The 17,641-nt window shown below is 36.1% G+C and carries 16 protein-coding genes; 13 read left to right on the top strand and 3 right to left on the bottom strand.

The features are described 5' to 3' along the window. Nucleotides 1-537: 537 nt before the first annotated feature. The 3 genes from J2W95_RS11415 to J2W95_RS11405 all read left to right on the top strand — a co-directional run bounded on the left by J2W95_RS11415 (nt 538) and on the right by J2W95_RS11405 (nt 2,886). Nucleotides 538-825, top strand: coding sequence for a hypothetical protein (locus J2W95_RS11415; protein ID WP_310007058.1), 288 nt, complete (start codon nt 538-540; stop codon nt 823-825). 211 nt (nt 826-1,036) lie between these two features. Further along, nucleotides 1,037-2,509 (top strand): MauE/DoxX family redox-associated membrane protein, encoded by a 1,473-nt coding sequence (locus J2W95_RS11410; protein ID WP_310007056.1) that lies wholly within the window; start codon nt 1,037-1,039, stop codon nt 2,507-2,509. 110 nt (nt 2,510-2,619) lie between these two features. Further along, entirely contained in the window at nt 2,620-2,886 is a 267-nt protein-coding gene (locus J2W95_RS11405; protein WP_310007054.1) for a DUF6520 family protein, read from the top strand. Nucleotides 2,887-2,959: 73 nt separating this feature from the next. Here the strand turns inward: J2W95_RS11405 and J2W95_RS11400 are convergent, their stop codons facing one another. Genes J2W95_RS11400 through J2W95_RS11390 form a run of 3 tightly spaced genes read right to left on the bottom strand, consistent with a single transcriptional unit; the run spans nt 2,960 to nt 10,092 of the window. Further along, nucleotides 2,960-5,587, bottom strand: a complete 2,628-nt coding sequence (locus J2W95_RS11400) for an alpha/beta hydrolase family protein (RefSeq protein ID WP_310007052.1) — start codon at nt 5,585-5,587, stop codon at nt 2,960-2,962. A gap of 39 nt (nt 5,588-5,626) precedes the next feature. Continuing rightward, complete coding sequence (locus tag J2W95_RS11395; RefSeq protein ID WP_310007050.1) at nt 5,627-7,045, bottom strand: RagB/SusD family nutrient uptake outer membrane protein; 1,419 nt, start codon at nt 7,043-7,045, stop codon at nt 5,627-5,629. Between the two features lie 17 nt (nt 7,046-7,062). Continuing rightward, complete coding sequence (locus J2W95_RS11390; protein ID WP_310007048.1) at nt 7,063-10,092, bottom strand: SusC/RagA family TonB-linked outer membrane protein; 3,030 nt, start codon at nt 10,090-10,092, stop codon at nt 7,063-7,065. A 701-nt stretch (nt 10,093-10,793) separates the two neighbouring features. Here J2W95_RS11390 and J2W95_RS11385 point away from each other — a divergent pair. From J2W95_RS11385 to J2W95_RS11340, 10 genes are all read left to right on the top strand, one after another. Then, nucleotides 10,794-11,015, top strand: a complete 222-nt coding sequence (locus J2W95_RS11385) for a helix-turn-helix domain-containing protein (RefSeq protein WP_310007046.1) — start codon at nt 10,794-10,796, stop codon at nt 11,013-11,015. A 490-nt stretch (nt 11,016-11,505) separates the two neighbouring features. Continuing rightward, complete coding sequence (locus J2W95_RS11380; protein ID WP_310007044.1) at nt 11,506-11,970, top strand: GNAT family N-acetyltransferase; 465 nt, start codon at nt 11,506-11,508, stop codon at nt 11,968-11,970. Between the two features lie 160 nt (nt 11,971-12,130). Further along, nucleotides 12,131-12,877 carry a YiiX/YebB-like N1pC/P60 family cysteine hydrolase gene (locus J2W95_RS11375; RefSeq protein ID WP_310007042.1) on the top strand — a complete coding sequence of 249 codons (747 nt, stop codon included), beginning with the start codon at nt 12,131-12,133 and terminating at the stop codon, nt 12,875-12,877. After that, a complete protein-coding gene (locus J2W95_RS11370) occupies nt 12,855-13,142 on the top strand; it encodes a hypothetical protein (RefSeq protein WP_310007040.1) in 288 nt (95 codons plus the stop codon). The genes J2W95_RS11375 and J2W95_RS11370 overlap by 23 nt, the downstream gene beginning before the upstream one ends. Nucleotides 13,143-13,347: 205 nt before the next feature. Further along, the gene (locus J2W95_RS11365; RefSeq protein ID WP_310007038.1) at nt 13,348-14,037 is read left to right on the top strand and encodes a nuclease-related domain-containing protein; all 690 of its coding nucleotides are present in this window, start codon (nt 13,348-13,350) and stop codon (nt 14,035-14,037) included. A gap of 377 nt (nt 14,038-14,414) precedes the next feature. Further along, nucleotides 14,415-15,278 carry a hypothetical protein gene (locus J2W95_RS11360; RefSeq protein ID WP_310007036.1) on the top strand — a complete coding sequence of 288 codons (864 nt, stop codon included), beginning with the start codon at nt 14,415-14,417 and terminating at the stop codon, nt 15,276-15,278. A gap of 158 nt (nt 15,279-15,436) precedes the next feature. Then, entirely contained in the window at nt 15,437-16,012 is a 576-nt protein-coding gene (locus tag J2W95_RS11355) for a hypothetical protein (protein ID WP_310007034.1), read from the top strand. Continuing rightward, nucleotides 15,996-16,157 carry a hypothetical protein gene (locus J2W95_RS11350; RefSeq protein ID WP_310007032.1) on the top strand — a complete coding sequence of 54 codons (162 nt, stop codon included), beginning with the start codon at nt 15,996-15,998 and terminating at the stop codon, nt 16,155-16,157. Before J2W95_RS11355 ends, J2W95_RS11350 begins: the two co-directional genes overlap by 17 nt. A 69-nt stretch (nt 16,158-16,226) precedes the next feature. Then, on the top strand, nt 16,227-16,517 hold the full coding sequence (locus J2W95_RS11345; RefSeq protein WP_310007030.1) for a hypothetical protein: 291 nt from the start codon (nt 16,227-16,229) through the stop codon (nt 16,515-16,517). 192 nt (nt 16,518-16,709) lie between these two features. Then, complete coding sequence (locus J2W95_RS11340) at nt 16,710-17,561, top strand: hypothetical protein (RefSeq protein ID WP_310007028.1); 852 nt, start codon at nt 16,710-16,712, stop codon at nt 17,559-17,561. Nucleotides 17,562-17,641: the final 80 nt, after the last annotated feature.

The following is a 17,641-nucleotide window of genomic DNA, read 5'->3' as shown; positions in this document are numbered from 1 at the left end:
TTTCAGTGTCACTGCCCACGAGTTCCGAGTAAATGGGCAGCAAGATATCGGTTGTGATACAACCGGACATCTTGCCGATTGCAGGAACGTGGCAATCTTCTGGTGATTTTAAATAATTTTGATCTTTTGGTATTCTTCAAAAATTGATTCCTTATCCATTTTGAAAATTTCATTTTAAAGCTATGTTTCGAATTTAAATACTCTAGGAAAGGGCACGCTGATGATTTCCTGGTCTATTGATGCATAGAACTCGAATCCAATTTCTATATCAATTAAGTAGAAACAAGTGTGCTCTTTATAAAGAAAAAAAACATTCTGAAGAAACAAAGTCCTGACCGCTTTTGGGAAGGTTTTTGTTACTGTCTTCAAAAAATTGAAGTGTCTATAACATTCTCTATATATTACTTAAACCTTTACGTAAGGCTAAGATATGTAAGCCTTTTGAGTGCAGCCCATCATGAACATATTTCGCTTAGGATAAGTTCAGTATGGGTTTATACCTTTACACTATAAAACATTAATTTAAAAGTGGAAATTATGATTACAACAAATGATGTGGCCAAGGTATTTGATACCGTTTTGAGTATCCCAGGGATGAATGAGGTAGTGAAGATTGATTTGAAAATTTCACGAAAAAATGTGTTGTTATTGAACCATGTAATTGAACGAGGACTGGCAATGGAAAGTGATACTCCTGGTTTGCTGGGGAGCTTGTCTGAAGATGGTTTGTCAGAGCTTAGAAATGTTTCCGAGGAATGTCTTCAAAAAGCAGGCCTTGTTGAATTAAATCAAAAGCTTACGACCTTAAGTGAAGCTTGTAAATAGCTAGAGAATTACTAAAAAGAGATTAGTGCTTTCCAGATATATATCTTATTTGGGAAGCATTTTTTATGCAAAATAGTAAATGGCTTATTTCTGAAAAGTTTTGGCTTGGTTTTGACACTCATTTTTGAAAGGATCCCATCTAAATTTGTTTCGATTTACTGGATGAATAATTTCATTTTTAAATAATTGGGGATTGCTAAAATTTAGAATTATGAGACCTAAAACCAAGAGTATTATTATAGAACTAGTTTGTCTTTTGTATGTTCTTTTGTTTGTTTATGCTGCAGTTAGCAAATTATTGGATTTTGAAAACTTTCAGGCACAATTGGGACAGTCTCCTCTTTTAAGTCCCTTTGCCAATTTTGTATCAGTTGTCGTAATTTTTATTGAATTTATTATCGCTTTTTTATTATGTATTCCAAAATTACGAAACATAGCCTTGTGGGGAACGCTTGCCTTAATGAGCATGTTTACAACATATATTATAATTATACTAAATTTCAGTTCGTTTGTTCCCTGTTCCTGTGGTGGTATTCTGGAAAAATTAGGATGGACACAACATTTAATTTTTAATATAGGATTTGTGTTTTTAGCAATAGTTGCTATTCTCCTGCAATCAGTAAACAATCGCATTCTAATTCAGTTGTTGATTTTAGTTTTAGGAAGTGTTTTGGTTATTATAGGATTGTTTCTTTTTTCGGAAGATATCATGCAAAAAGAAAACCCGTTTATCCGACGTTTTCCACAAGCTACTGCAGCCAAAGTGGCAAGTATTGATTTGAGAAATCCATCGTACTACGTTGCCGGTACTGACAAAAACAAAATCTATTTAGCCAACCGTTTGGCACCTCTCCAGATTCTTGAAATCGATTCCAATCTCAAGAGGAAAAAGAAATACACCATACAGCTTGATCGTGAAAATTTTAATTTTAAGGCAGTCGAGGTTCGGGTAAACGCTCCTTATTTTTATGTGATTGACGGAACAGTCCCTGTTATTTACAGAGGATTGATTTCCGATTGGAAAGCGAATGTTATCAGTGAGAAGAAATTCTATTTTTCAGATATAGTCTTTATCAATGATAAGCAACTGGCTTTTCGAACCCAAAAGCCTCCCGCAGGAGAAAATATACTGGGGGCTTCCTCGGGCAATGATGATCCGGAAATCAAATATAATCCACTAGTATTGCAAAAACAGATGGACGGAATTTTTGATACTGATGGTACTTTGCAGTATAGTAAAACATTGCATAAGTTGATTTATACCTACTACTACCGCAACCAATACATTATTACAAATGAAAATCTAACAGTAGATCATCGTGCCAATACTATTGACACCACTACCAAAGCAAAACTGAAGACAGTAAGGTTGAAGCAATCAGGGGATATAAAATTGGCAGCACCACCGTATATGGTTAACCGTCATACAAGCGTTCAGGGGAAATTACTTTTTGTGAATTCGCAGTTGCGAGGCAAATACGAAGGGGATGAAGTTTGGAATCACGCTACTGTAGTAGATGTTTATGATCTGTCAAAACAGTTTTATCTTTTAAGTTTTTACGTGTATGAAGAAGAAGGAGGGAAGATGAAAAACTTTTTCGCTGCAGACTCAGCATTATATATTGTTTCAGGGCACTACCTACTCAAATACGGATACGGAAAAAGAATCCAATCAAAAATTTAATAAAGCCCTATAAATACCATTAAAAAAATACCGGCCGGTGACAGGAGTAACGATCGAAAACCTGTAAAAAAGAGTAGATCAAAATTCTATTAATTAAAATTTTTACTATTATGAAAACAACCATTTTAAGAGCATTTGTGTTGCCAATCGCAGCATTTGCTTTAGCCAGTGCTGGTGCAGTGAGTACCAACACTTCGGATGTAAGTAAAACTGATGTTTTGATTACAGCTTACATCCACAATCCACCAGTAGACAACTGTCAGGAAGTGAAGGATGTGAATTGTAGCCCAGGTACTGGTCCTGCTTGTCTTAGTGGGGCCTTTACACTCTATGGCGGAAGTGAAAGTTCCTGTAATGTACAATTGCAACGCAATTAGGTAAATCATTTTTTTAATGAAAAGTAGTGCAGTTTCTTAAAAAAGAAATTGCACTATTTTTATATAATTTTTGTCAGTCAACTGGAATTTCTTTCGATATCCATTTCGGCTCAGGATCCCCTTTCAACAAATGGTCAAACCAGGCCATCATTCGCTTGCTGAGATCTTTTTGGTTATCTGGATTCTCCAGTGAATGGTCTTCGTTAGGATAAACCAGCATCTCAGTTGTAACTTCCAATTTTCGCAGTGCCAAATAATAGCTAATACTCTGATTCCAGGGAACGACCCTGTCGTTTTTCCCGGTCCATAGCAGAAGCGGCGTTCTCACATTTTCGACGTGCATAATGGGAGAGTTACTGATATATGTTTCTTTGTCCTCATACAGCGATTTTCCAATGCGGTACTGCTGATTTTCAAATCGCCACATATCGGACTGGAAATAACCATTTTTACTGATATTAAAGTACATGGAAATGAAATCACTCACTCCGGCTCCGGAAACGGCAGCCGCAAAAATATTGGTCTGCGATATGATAAAATTGGATTCATACCCCCCGAAAGAATGACCATACAGACCGATCTTATTTTTATCCACCAAACCTTTCCCCACAACGGCATTGACCCCGGCCGTAACACAATCAACGGCAGAACTTCCCGGATTACTCATTCGGTAGATGATATCGGGCATCAACACAAAATAACCGTTCAAGGTATAATTGGTTATATTAAAACCATCCCGATTCAAAAAACTGGGGTTGACATATTGAAATAGCTCATCGGACATCACATCATAGATATGCACCACCATCGGGTATTTTTTCGTAGGATCATAATCGGCTGGATAAAACAGAGCCGCTTTTAATTTTTGCCCTTTGCTGTTGTAATAAAGCAATTTTGATTTTCCAACGAAATACTCATTTTGCTGTTTGTTGGATTGAAACAGAATTTTGGCAACAAGATCATCCTTTTTCCTGAATTCAATTTGTGGTGGCTGGTTAAAAGTTTGATTCTGGAAAATATAATCACTGTTTTTACTCTTGCGGATTTCATCGATTTTACTAGCCCCATATACAAGAGGTTTTTCTCCTGATTGACTGTTGTAAATAAAATATCCTGTTGACCAGTCTTGGGTATTTCTCGCTTCGAGCAGCAGATCTTTGGACAGATCAAAAAATACTGATTCTCTTCCGTCGTAGTTAGTCTGCGAACGCCGGTTATATTCAGCTAGTGCTATTCTGTAAACCATATTTTTCTCTCGTCCTTTGGTTAGTCGGATACAGGAAGAACCATCAATAGCCACCTGCCAGATATCATTGGCATCATATAATAAAACATTCCTGCCGTCAGAGCTCCAGCCCGGATTGCCATAGGCCTCAAATTGATGGGGAGCATCGGTTAAACTGTAGTTGTCCCAGCGGGTTGTAACCTTTTTGGTCAGGTTAATATATGTTTTTGCCACAGGATCATACATCCACCAATTGCTTTGGCGATAATACAATATTTTATTACTGAAGGGGTCAAAGCCCATCTGGTTAGGATCAACGGATTGTTTTTTGAGTATCAGCTCCTTGGAACCATCCTTTAGATTGGTCAGGTAAAAATCCGCCTCCTCATAATATTTGGATTGGAGGCCGTAGGAAAATTTATTATATAAGACGGCACATTGCTGCTGCCCGCTCAACATAATTGCCGGCAGCTCATCGTCGCTGATCTGTAAATACAAACCCGTATCAGGATACCAGAGAGCCACTTTGGGAATATCTCCCTCAACCTGCTGACGTTGTCTGTCTGTATAAAGCCATTTATCGGTGCCGTTCCAAATTTCGGTGACATTTAGATTTTCTGTAGCATTAGGGGCCTTCTTTTTGGCTAGCATAAAAAATACTTTTGTCCCGTCATCGGAAATAGCGAATCTTGTACTTTTGAAAACTTCCATATTCTTTGAATCTGCTTTGGCAGCATAATCTAGTGAGAAAAGTTTTTTATCGGCAATTCTATAATATTTCACGAAAATTGCTTTGTGAACTGAATTTGTTTCCTGTAAAAAAGCCACTGATTTGGTGTCTTTATCCCACATCAGGTTAAAAAAAGAACCGTTGTCTGCTGTTGATACCACCACACGCGAATATGGCGTAAAATGAATAATCCCCAATTGATGATGTCCCGACTGACTGCTGGCATATACCAACGCATCTTTGTTGCTATTCAATATATATTCACAAACACCGCCAATACTATCAATGACCTTCCCATCTGAATCGCGGATATTCATCAGGCTTTTTTCACCGTATCCTTTGTTCAGGGTGATTATATATTGTCCTTTATTTGCCAATTCATACCGCTTGACATTCTCAAATACGGCAATTTTGCCTTTGCGAAGCTGTAATACTTTTAATTTGGATTCCTGAGCTAGAAAAGCAAAAATCTGTTCCCCTCCAAAGTGGCTATCACTCCCATTCGGGAAGACGTAACGTTTATTTTTGTCAGTGCTTTGCACAAATAAAGTATCAATGTGGTTTTCATAGCGCATCGCATAACTCGCCCATTTTCCATGATCGGAAATGGCTTTTACCTCGAGCGTTCCCCATCTTCCATAATAGTTTTCAGTCAATCGCTTCTTTTGTTGTGCCTGCCCTATACAGGGGCAGGACAGCAACAATAAAAGAAATGCCAAGACTAGGCTTGAACCTTCGAAATCCATTTTTCTTTTGAATATATTCATGGCTTTTACACTGATTTTTTAGTATCCCGGATTTTGTGGATTCAGGTTGGGATTCGAATTGAGTTCAAGCGCCGGCAAAGGCCATAGGGCATCGGTGGTATTCCAGCCTGCTTTCGAAGCGGACAAAGTCTCATCGAGTTTTCCGGTTCGTTTCAGGTCAAAAAAACGCTGCCCAAATTCAGTAAAGAGTTCAAAACGCCTTTGATTAAGGACATCGGTTATGATTTCTTCCCCAGTCACGGCACTTGTAGGCGATAGTCCCGCAGTAGTTCTAATCAGATTTAGGTCTTCTTTGGCACCAATCAGATCGCCCTGATAGGCTCTGGCCTCAGATCGAATCAGATATTGTTCGGCCAGACGAAACACAACGGAATATTCCACGGAGCTTGGGGTGGTCGACGCCTGTTTGTATTTAGAGGCATGATACCAAGTGGAGGTTCCATCTGTCACCTCGGTAATCCAATGTGTTTTTCTCTGATCGCCCTCTTCAAAAGCATTCACGAAGTCAGACTTAAGCGCCACATTCGGCGGAGGCCCTGAAGTAAAAATATAAAAACTCCCCTCAGCGGTATTGCTATCGGCAGTGTTCGGCATAAATTGCCAGATCGTCGTACTGCTTTCTTTAAGGAATATTTTATCCAAATCCGTTTCCCAGATATATTGTGGATCATTGAGGACGGCAGAGGCAGCATTGGAAGCTTCGGGATATAGTCCCATATACAAATAAACCCGTGCCAAAAGTGCATTGGCAGTACTGCGGTTGGGAATAATACGCTCAGGCGAAACATAATCCTCAGGCAATAATTCAATAGCTTTGTTTAAGTCCATTACGATTAGGTTGTAGACTTTCTCGGTAGACAGTCTTGACACTTTACTGTTCTGCGTATAATCCGTTGTGTTGATATAGGGAATATCACCATAGAGATTCAGAAGATAAAAATGAAGTAAGGCTCTTATAAAGAGGGCCTCACCCTGCAATTGATTTTTATCCGCTTCCGTTATGGCAGTGGAAATATCCAATCCTTCAAGAACTGCATTGGCACTATAAATCTGGCTGTAACTCCTGTTCCAGATATCGCTTACCCCAAGATCGCCGGGAAATAGCGAATTGGTATAAAAATAACTCACAGAGTATTGGTAGTAATAATCAAATTCATCGGCGTAGAGGCCAAGATTACAGGATACACCGTTTGAATTTCCAGCCAATATCCCGCCATCTCTCATTTTGGCATACAAGCCCGCCATTGCAGCTTTGGCCGTTCCCGCATCTTCGAATACTGTTTTGGTTGTCAATTGCGAAGCAGGAAGATCCACTTCCACAAAGCTGTCGCAGGAACCCAATGTTAGACATAAGGCTATTAGAAAACGGCTATTGTTATTCAAATATTTAGCACTTTTATGAAGTAGCTTTTTAAAAATAGTAAGTCTATTGATCATGGCTGTATTTGTTAAAATTAAAAAGTAAGCTGAACTCCTGCGGTAACTATTTTTAGCGGTGGCAGATAGGCAGTATATTTAAATTCGGGATCCCCACCTTTGTAGGGCGTGAACGTCAATACGTTTTGTCCCAATAGTGACAGTTTGCAGTGTATCCCAGTGAAAGCCTGCAATGGCAGGTCATAACTTAGCGCAATGTTTTTAAGGCGGATGTAGGATGCATCCACAATAGGGGCATTACTGTCCAGATAATTGTAATAGGCATTTACGGCATCTCCATTTTCCCCAGTAGTATTCATCTGAAAAGGAACCTGATCTCCAGGTTGCTGCCATGCATTTGTCATATCCGAATGCTGATTGAAGAAACTGCCTCCGGGGACATTGGGATTGTAATCGTAATTCTGTTGCTTTACAAACTGGAACAGAAAATCCAATTGCCAGTTTTTATATTGAAACTGGTTTTCCAGACCTCCAAAATACTCTGGAGTGAGATCCATAACTGTTTTTTTATCCCCTAAGGAGGTAATCATCCCGTCGTTATTGACATCTTCCACTTCATAGAGTCCCGTTTGTGGATTGACACCCTTGAACTGATAGGTCTTTACAATGCTCGTGGATTCCCCTATAACGTATTTATTGGAATAGGTGGAGCCTTCGAGTCCCGGAAAAGAGAGAAGTTTATTATTGGAAGCGGAAATATTAAAATTGGTGGACCATTTAAAATTGTTTTTTTCTAAGTTTATGGTTCGCAGCGTAAATTCCAGACCCGAATTTTGAACCGTTGCATTCAGATTTGCATTTATGGAACTGAATCCCGTGGTGCCGGGCAAAGGAATTCCCACCAGTTGATTAGAAGATCGATTTCGATACCAAGCTGCCGTAAAGAACAGGTGATCCTCGAAGAAACCGACTTCTATTGCAGCTTCGAGTTTTTGGTTGGTTTCCCAACTGAAATCCGGATTGTACAGCCGTGTGGGATCCAAGCCTATCATACCGTTATAGTTTAGACCCGAAGAGCTATAGGTGTCCAGGTATTGGTAATCTCCTATTTGGTCACTGCCTGAGCTCCCATAGCTTGCCCGAAGCTTTCCGAAACTCAAAACGGTACTTTCTTTTAGAAAACTTTCTTTGGAAAACAACCAAGCTGCACCTACAGCCCCAAAAGTGGCAAACTGTTTGCCTGGCCCAAATCGGCTCGAACCATCCCTTCTTCCGGTTAAGTTCACTATATATTTTTGATCCCAGTTGTAATTAATCCTTCCAAAAAAGGCTTGGTATTTGTACAGGGTTTCATCGCTCACATAAATAGATTTTTGCGTAGCGGAAGCCAAATCGGTAATCAAGCTGTTGCTAGCAAATCCAAGGCCAAATTGATAGAGTCGGGAGGAAGTTTGTTGTTGCGCGGTACCACCCACCAGAATGTCAATTTTACTGATACCGAAGTCATGGTTCCAGCGTAGCTGTGGTTCCACAATCCAGGATTGCCTATCGGTATTGTTAGAAAACAGTGATGAGTAGCTGCTTCCAATTTGGTAGGCAGGATCATACATCGTGGAAGGCAATAGCCGCTGTTCTGTATTCTTTAAATCCGTAAACCCCAAATTGGCTTTGATCTCCCAGCTGGGTGCTATCTGATAACTAAGCACAGTATTGGCCACAAGGTCATTTGTTTTAGCTGTGGTGATGGCGCGAAGTGCCGCCAGAGGATTTCTAAAGGTGCTGTTTTCAAAATTCAGACTGCCGTCTGGGGCATAAAGAGGAGGTGCATTGGGAGCCAGATTTCGAGCGGTTCGACTGATATCGGTTTCAGGCTGTACATTGTCTTGGGACGTATAGCCGGTTGAAAACGTGAGTTTGAATTTTTTATCCTCGCTACTGTGATTCATACTAAAATGTACTGCTGCTTTGTCATATTCAAAATCTCCAGGAAGTACTGTTGTTTCCGTGTGGTAGGTGCCACTTATAAGATATTGGGTCAAATCAGAACCACCCGACACGGATGCCTGCATATTTGTAATTACGGAAGTGCCTCCCAACAATTCCTTTTGCCAGTCAGTATCGCTGTTTTGATCCCATGTCCCATTAATATCGTACGCCCAATCGGGATAAGTCGTAATGCCGTCATTGGCAAAACCCTGTCTTCTCATTTCCAAATACTGCTGGGTATTCATAAGATCTATCATTTTGGTGACTTTCCCAATTCCCGAGGAGGCAGAAACCGTTACGTTGGTTTTTCCTGCCTTGCCTTTCTTGGTAGTTATCAGTACCACTCCATTGGCTCCGCGCGAACCGTAGATAGCCGTTGCATCGGCATCCTTGAGGACTTCTACACTTTCAATATCATTGGGATTGATACTGTTTAAGGGACTCGTGGGGGTAGGTATGCCACTGCTTGTATTGCTGTACCCAATGATTTCCGAAGAATAGGGAACTCCGTCGATGATATACAGCGGGTCATTTCCTTCTTGGCGCAGGCTGTTGAGTCCTCGTATTTTTATCTGAAAACCGCTTCCGGGAGTTCCAGTGTCCTGCGTGATATCGACACCCGCCATACGTCCTTGCATAGTGGCTAGCACATTGGTAACGGGCTGTTTTTCGATGTCCTTGGCGGTTATTTTAGAAATGCTTCCCGTGCGTTCACTGTTCTTTACAGAATAATAGCCAGCATTGATTTTTACCTCCTGCAGTTTGGTCGTATTTTCCAGTAAGCTGATATTAATGGTGCTGCGTCCCTGCACGGAAACCTGCATCGTTTGGTATCCGATATACCTAAAAATTAAAATGTCTTCCGGTGAGGCAGAAAGGGAGTAGTACCCACTATAATCGGTAACAGTGGCAATATTGGATTTCCCTTGTATCGAAATAGAGACACCCGCTAAGGGATTAACTCCATCGGTCACAGTTCCCTGTATTTGATGCTGTTGGGTAGGGATAGTAGATTGCCTCAAAGGATTCGTGGCTTGAACAGGCGAAAAAGACAGCATCGTTCCCGTTAAAAATAGGAAACAAAACGCCCTTCCACCCATAGAAAATGAAAAATTATTCATAATATTGGGTTGGTTAATTTTATTTAATAGTTCAATTGACTTTGGTCCTCTATTAAGTTTGTCGACGAGGTAGAGGATCTTTTTTATTGTATATTTTTTAGGTTATATCATAGGCTCATTTTTTTAATTTTTAATCATTTTTTACTCTACATTCAATATTCTGCCATCTGTAATGGACATTCTATATTTTAAAAAATTAACCTGCACCTTTATTATTAAAAAATTCAAAATTAAAAATAGATAGGTGTGCTGTTCAAAGAACCGTGCGGTGCAGGTGTTTTTATTAAGGATGAGTTTATACAATCATAGGCGTGCGGTAGGGTTGATTAGTGTTAACTTTTGAATCAATAATTTAAATAATGCATTGCGAGGCTTGCAAGTGAATGGATACCGCTAAGAATGAAGTTGAGTTTAGCTTAAATATTGGGCATAAATAATGGCATGGAACTCAGCTTACTGCTCTTGAGGTACTGGTATACCGTGCAACAATAAGTGAGCCCACGCCATGGGACGTGAGCATCTTACTTATCATCTAGTTGCAAAAATTACCAGTTTTCAAGAGCTAGATTCTAAGCGAATGCTTCAAATATTTTGATATGAAGAATCGCAAATATATAAATTCAAAACAAATATACGAAAAGTTTCTTACAATCGGACATCTGTCCGATTAAATTTAATTGTTAGTATGTTAATTTGTTTACATGAGTGATTTAAACAGGAAAATATGCGACTATATTGCAATTGAGTGGATTGGAAAGAATCAACCCAAAACAGAGTTTGCGTTAAATCATAATATTGACGAAAAAACAGCTCGGAGGATTTCTAATGATAAAGGGTATACAATAACTCTTTATACTTTAAATAAAATTTGTGAGGCTAGAAATATAAAACTTTCAGAGTTTTTTAAATTGATTAATAAATGACTTAAATAAAATTTGATCTTCGTCAAATACCACTACAAAAAGATGCTTTTAAGCATCTTTTTTTTGTTTTATAATGATACACCAATTCGGGATTAAAAGCTGTCAGTATCGGAGTAACCGCGAAAATGATGAAAAGGACACTTTCTAGGTACTCTATAATTTGAGGTATGGTATGAAATAATAGGGCATGTTGTATTGTGGTTTGTGGGCTTTACCTGAAAGGAGAATTTTATCAGCAATGAGGGATAGAGATTATAGTGGCAGTTGGAGAAATAGAAGGAGGAGATAGAAAGATGCTGAGAGGTGTCTTTTTTGCTTTGTGTCGATGTAGCATATATGTCAGTTGGGTATTCAAATAAAAGTCCTTTTGATTATTTGTAATAAAAAGTTTATATCTATATTTGTTTTAAATCCGCCACTCAATAGTGAGAATCTAGTAGTAGCTTTGTAGTGAGTATATAGAAGTTGGCTGCAATTATCAGAAAACAAAATGGTAAAAATAAAAAAAGCAGAATATAGTGATGTAGAAAATATCAAACCATTATTTTTAAATATAATGGAATATCATTCGACGTTTAATGAAATATTTGAATATGACAACGACGAAATTAGTCATATTTACCCATTAATTTATAAGTACATAGACGAAAATAATTCTGATATATTCATTGCGGAAATTAACAATCAAATTGTTGGATATATAATTTGTACCAAGATTGAAAGACCTAGGATTTTTAAACTAAAAACAAAAGGAAGAATTGATGGTTTATATGTTTCTTCTAATATTAGAAATTCAAATATTGGTAGTAAATTATTAGATACAGCGGTAGAATGGTTTGGAATTGTAGACTACATTGAAATTGAATATACAAATCAAAATAATCTAGCGGAGAATTTTTGGAAAAACAAAGGTTTCAAATTGATTAATAACTATTGTATAAATAACTTCCGGTAACAGCTAATACAGCGCGATTTAGGCAATTGGCTTAATGGGAAGTTGGGTTTGTATTTGGGATGAATTGTCAAATCTGAAGAATCGTCTTAATTTAGTACCAAAGCCATTGTAGTACAAGAACGTCGTAGGCAATTGAAAAACATCCAAAAAATGACGACCTATGTTTAAAATTAAAACCGAATTGCTCGAATATGGAGATATAATTCTTATCAAATCAAATAGCGAAGTAAGTGAACGCGTAAGAAAATTGTCAGGCAGTCAGTTTTCTCACGCTATGCTTTATGTAGGTTTATCATCCTATATTGATTCAGATGGGAAAGGTGTACAAGCAAACAATATTCAGCGAAAGTTATTCGAATCAAGTGATGATGCCAAAGTTTTAAGAATTAAGGATTCTTCTTCAAAAGACAAATTAATTCACATTACTAATTTCGCAAGAACAAAAATTGGAACTGAATATTCTTTTCGAGAAGCTTTCACTGCACTTAAAGATTCGTTTGACCTTGAAGCACAAGAACCTAATCGACAATTCTGCACGAGGTTTGTGTCTCAAGCATATCAATCAGCAGGAATAAATTTAACCGAAAACCCTAATTATTGCCTACCTGATGACTTATTAAACTCAAAAGAACTATTTGAAGTTTTAGATATAACTCGAGAAGCTAGTAAAGCAGAAATAGAATTTGCAGAAAGCACAAGTATATTGCAAAATCAAGTTGAAATCCATAACAATATTTTCAAAGGTATTAGAGATATTTCAGGAGCTGACATTCAAACTTTTGACCAATTAGAAGAATTGCTTAAATTGAATATCGAGTATGATAAAATAATTACAAAATTAGTAACCGAATCGGGATACTTAACTCTTATGGATAAAGACTTCGATGAAAATCCTCAACATTATTGAAAATTTTTATGGTCAAGATAGTTTAAATGCAGCAATTACAATTTTGAGAGTTGACGAACCTTTGTACGATGGCTATCACCAAATGTTAAAACACTATAGCGTTTTAAATGAAAAATTTCCTAGAGAATATTTTCAAATGCAGATTCAGTTAATGAAAAGATTAATCGAGTATAGCAAAAGTAGACTTATCGCTGCCAATGAAATATGGAAAAAATTAAATCCAAATAAAAATTTTGGAAGTGATTTTGAAAACAGGTATTTTTAAAATCATCTGCCTACAACAGCTACTACAACAGCTACTACAACAGATTTGGGCGGGAAGTTGGTTTTGTATTTTGGTCACGATAGCTATCGGGATCGACAAAATCCGAAGAATGGGCTTAATTTAGTCCAAAACCTGCTGTAGTACCAGAACGTTAGTGGCAAATTCCGCGGAACACCGAAAAATTAGAATTTCAAAATGACATCTTATGATTTTTATTGTTATATTTTCATTAGTGATTTTAACAATTTTTATTCTTTTAAAAATAAAGGAAAAGAAATTATTAGAAACTGTTACAAAATCCCATCGAGGAACAAAAACAGAAAGAGAATTAGTACTTAAACTTTTAAAAGCAGGATTTCCAGCACAAACAATTTTTCATGATTTATATTTAAAAAATGAATATGGAAATTACTCTCAAATTGATTTAGTACTTGCAACAAAAGTTGGCATAATTGTTTTTGAAGTGAAAAAATACAGTGGTTGGATTTTTGGTTTTGGAAATCAAAACAAGTGGACACAAGTTTTAGCTTATGGTAAACAAAAATATTATTTTTATAATCCAATACTTCAAAATAAAAAACACGTAGAAAATCTAAAAACGAAACTTGCCGATTTCCAAAACATACCATTTTTTTCCGTCGTTGTGTTCTTTGGAGATTGCGAGTTTAGAGATGTCAGTTTTATTCCAAAAAATACTTTTCTTACGAAATCACGAAGAGTAATAAAAGTTGTGAAAAAGATTATTGAAGAGAATGAATCTACAATATATAAAAGTAAGCGAGATGTAGTTAATATTTTATCCGTTGCTGTCGAAAATGGAAATAGTGAAAAAATAACTGAAAAGCATGTTGAGAACATAAAGGATATGCTAGGAGAAGACAGAATATTTCACTAATTTAAAAATCTGCCACCAACAGCAGTTCCTATGTAAAGCATCGTAAAGTTATTCACAACTTTTGAGAGGGTTATATGTTGCGTTATAGAAGTCTATTTTAGGAGATTAGAAATTGAAGCATTCTTGATTGCCAATCATCAAACAATTATAACAAACTCTCTAAGTAAGCGAAAATTAAAAACTGTAATGGAATATCTCGAGCAAGCACGATAGGATGACCTGCCTTTAACAGCCTGTAATCAAATCTCCGAGATTTCGGTAACCGGAAGTTGTAGTTTCACGAAGAAAGTTTATCTTCGACAGGGAGAACACCGCTGTAGTACCAGAACGTTACCATCCATTTAAATAAACTTCATCAATATATCGACTTTATCCACATGGAAAATCTAAAGAAACTTCAGGAATTAAATTTGAATTCATGTTCAATTGAAGAAATTGATCAACTTCTAAATAATATTGGTCCTTTGCCAATTATGAGAACAGAATACAGTGAAGGAAAAATTTTTGATCGGGCACAAAGGAACAAGGATGAAGAGCCTGACTTTACAACTGTAAAAAGAATGTCTTATGTTCCAAAAGAAAATAACAAAGACTATTTAAGAGCAAGTACTCCCGACCATACAATGTTTTACGGTTCTGTTTTAAAAGACCATTACACGACAGATGATGTTGGATATACAAGAATGACAGCATGTTGTGAAACCAGTGAACTTTTAAGAGATAACAAAATTCCAGAAGGTGAAAGAATTATTACTTTAGGGACATGGCAAGTTCAAGAGCCTATAACATTAGCAACTATTTTTGACCCTACTAAAGATTATGAACTAGATTATTTGAATGAAATAAAACAAGATTATCTGATTAGTATTGATAGAAATCCAGATTTAAAAGAAAAGGGATTAGCATATTTGAAATTTTTAGCCACTGAGTTTTCTAAAGATGTAAAATCAGGAAACAATCACGAATATCATATTTCAGCCTTGTTTACAAAAATAATTTCCAATACGGGAGTTGATGGTGTACTTTATCCAAGTGTCAGAAGCGCGGGCATTGGTTTGTGTGTTGCCTTACATCCAAGAGTAGCAGATAAACTAAAATTAATCATGGTTAATAAATGCTATATTAAAAAGAAAGATAACAAAGTTTCAATTGGATACTTAAAAAGATGTAATGTTAATCCAAGCTCTGAAACTTTTGAGCTATTAGAAATGGAAGAATTTAATTTAATATATCAAAAATAAACGGTTGGTAGACATGCTACAAGTGATTTGGATAATTCGCTTAATTTGAGAATTGGTTTGTATTTGGGATGATTTGGCAAATCCGAAGAATGGGCTTAATTTAGTCTCGAATCCCAGAACATTTTGAGTAATACCAACAAAACTTATCAGAAGTAATTATGGATAAAATAAAAATAGGTCTATTTGACATTTTCGTATATATACTACCTGGAGCAATAATATTAATAAGCTTAGATTTAATTAAAAATCCGCATGTATATTATGCCGAATATATTTTTAATTGCTCAAAGAACTATACAATATTTCAAGTAGCAATTCTTCTATCTGTTTCTTATGTAATTGGTTTTTTGAATCAATATTTTTCATACGAAGTCTTTAAAATTTTAGCCCCTAACATATGGAAAAATAGATTTACTGGAAAAGAAACAAGCATAGGTAAACTAGAAGCTAAAATTGTAATGATAAGACACTTTTCGCCTGAAAACTTTAGTACACTTAATACTTGGCTTGTATTTCGTTCAATGTGTTATAGTCTATTTGTAGCAACTATTTTACTTTTTTTTACTGTATTAGTTAGGGCAATACAATCAAATTGTTTTAATGAACAATGCTTAGATTTATTTGTAATTGGTTTTTCCTCTTTCTTGTTCTTAAGAAGATCTGTTACATTCCACGAATGGATACATGGGACTATTGACCATTCGAGCGCCAAAATGAATGAATTTTCAAGATGAGATACTGCCTATAATAGCTACTACAACGGATTTAGGCAATTGGCTTAATGGGAAAATGGTTTTGTATTTGGATGATTTGGCAAATCCGAATAATGGGCTTAATTTAGTCCAAAACCCCATGTATTACCAGAACGATGTCGTATAAACCTATGAAAAGCTTTCGTCTTAAAAAAGGGGGCAAAATTGATATTTTAAATTATTAAAACAAAAATATATGGCACCATTTAGACCTATCGACGTGATTTTTCCGCAGAATCGTATTAAAAAAGTTATAGAAGTTTTACACGATGGAACAGTAAATTCACCAAATGAATTTTCAATTGCTAAATTGGAGCTTAAAAATGGTAATACTTGCTATGGTTTGAGATATAATGTAAACGAATGGAATGAAAACAATCCTGACTTGGGCTATCCAACTTGTAGACCAGGAAATCCAACATGGTTTATTTTACCAGATGAAAATGATTTACTAAAAGTTATGAATAAAGTGTTTTTAAGTAAATGAAGAAAGTTTATGCAACACACCACAGTAATTACAACGGATTTGGGCAATAGGCTTAATAGAAAGTTTGTTTTGTATTTGGGAGATTTGGCAAATCCGAAGAATGGCTTAATTTAGTCCCAAACCCCATGTAGCACCAGAACGTTGTGGGCAATGCAAAAAAACAATCCGTCCAAATTGAAACCAATATGAAAAATGCATAAATACTTAGAAATTTTTAAATCCAATTTGACGGTAATTACATTAATTTTCTATGTATTAGGCTATACTTATCTAGCTATGTATTATTTTCAATTTGATATTTCAATAGTAAACTACATTAATCTGCAAGATATACTCTTTACAGCAATCAATTCCCTAGTAGTATTAATATTGACATATCTATTCGTAGAATTTGGCTTATATATAATTGGAATTTTTATTCTTAATACTATTTTCCAAATATTTATTAAACGCAAATTTTTAAAAAAACTTGGTAATAACCCAAGAGTTCAGAAATACCTGAAATTTAGAAATGAAAAATATTACTCCGCTAACATAGAAGGCACTACGCTTTTCTTATTAGTACTAATTACTTTCTTATTACTATATTTTAGTGATGAAAAGGCATTGATTTTTTCGCTATTTATTCCGTTTTTTATAATTAAGCTATACCGAATCACTCCTAAAGAAAAGGGAGAAATGCAAATTCAGTTAAATCAATTCTTTTTAGGCCTTTTAACCTTTACATTTATCCTATGTTTTGCGTATTGGGGTTACAAGGATGGAACAACTACTAAAAACAGTAAGAATGGACAACAAATAGAATTCAGAGAACAAGGCATTGCATACAATACAAAATCCGACAGTTTAAACTTTATTGGAGAAACAAATGAATATTTATTTCTTTACAATAATAAAAATAGAGAGACCTTAATTTTTAGCAAATCTGGAATAAACTGCCTAAAAATAAAAGATACTTCACCCACAAATGATGAAAAGAAAGCTCAAGAAATAGAAGCACAAAGAAAAATGAATGATTTTTTTGAAAAGATTAAACAGAAATAAGCGCTGCGCACAACAGCCGTTCGGATAGATTGTGGTTTTAGGCTGAATTTAAAGATGGTTTTGTATTTGGAAAATTTGTG

This window comes from Flavobacterium granuli (assembly GCF_031456055.1).
Classification (GTDB): Bacteria; Bacteroidota; Bacteroidia; order Flavobacteriales; family Flavobacteriaceae; genus Flavobacterium; species Flavobacterium granuli_A.
The sequence above is the reverse complement of the archived record's forward strand: the minus strand, read 5'-3'. Positions and strand labels throughout refer to the sequence as shown.

Excerpts from the sequence above, each read along its gene's own strand:
- J2W95_RS11355 (WP_310007034.1), top strand. The coding sequence starts at position 15,437 with ATGGATAAAATAAAAATAGGTCTATTTGACATTTTCGTATATATACTA.
- J2W95_RS11340 (WP_310007028.1), top strand. The coding sequence starts at position 16,710 with ATGCATAAATACTTAGAAATTTTTAAATCCAATTTGACGGTAATTACA.
- J2W95_RS11410 (WP_310007056.1), top strand. The coding sequence starts at position 1,037 with ATGAGACCTAAAACCAAGAGTATTATTATAGAACTAGTTTGTCTTTTG.
- J2W95_RS11415 (WP_310007058.1), top strand. The coding sequence starts at position 538 with ATGATTACAACAAATGATGTGGCCAAGGTATTTGATACCGTTTTGAGT.
- J2W95_RS11370 (WP_310007040.1), top strand. The coding sequence starts at position 12,855 with ATGAAAATCCTCAACATTATTGAAAATTTTTATGGTCAAGATAGTTTA.
- J2W95_RS11345 (WP_310007030.1), top strand. The coding sequence starts at position 16,227 with ATGGCACCATTTAGACCTATCGACGTGATTTTTCCGCAGAATCGTATT.
- J2W95_RS11375 (WP_310007042.1), top strand. The coding sequence starts at position 12,131 with ATGTTTAAAATTAAAACCGAATTGCTCGAATATGGAGATATAATTCTT.
- J2W95_RS11365 (WP_310007038.1), top strand. The coding sequence starts at position 13,348 with ATGATTTTTATTGTTATATTTTCATTAGTGATTTTAACAATTTTTATT.
- J2W95_RS11400 (WP_310007052.1), bottom strand. The coding sequence starts at position 5,587 with ATGGATTTCGAAGGTTCAAGCCTAGTCTTGGCATTTCTTTTATTGTTG.
- J2W95_RS11405 (WP_310007054.1), top strand. The coding sequence starts at position 2,620 with ATGAAAACAACCATTTTAAGAGCATTTGTGTTGCCAATCGCAGCATTT.
- J2W95_RS11395 (WP_310007050.1), bottom strand. The coding sequence starts at position 7,045 with ATGATCAATAGACTTACTATTTTTAAAAAGCTACTTCATAAAAGTGCT.
- J2W95_RS11350 (WP_310007032.1), top strand. The coding sequence starts at position 15,996 with ATGAATTTTCAAGATGAGATACTGCCTATAATAGCTACTACAACGGAT.
- J2W95_RS11390 (WP_310007048.1), bottom strand. The coding sequence starts at position 10,092 with ATGAATAATTTTTCATTTTCTATGGGTGGAAGGGCGTTTTGTTTCCTA.
- J2W95_RS11360 (WP_310007036.1), top strand. The coding sequence starts at position 14,415 with ATGGAAAATCTAAAGAAACTTCAGGAATTAAATTTGAATTCATGTTCA.
- J2W95_RS11385 (WP_310007046.1), top strand. The coding sequence starts at position 10,794 with ATGAGTGATTTAAACAGGAAAATATGCGACTATATTGCAATTGAGTGG.
- J2W95_RS11380 (WP_310007044.1), top strand. The coding sequence starts at position 11,506 with ATGGTAAAAATAAAAAAAGCAGAATATAGTGATGTAGAAAATATCAAA.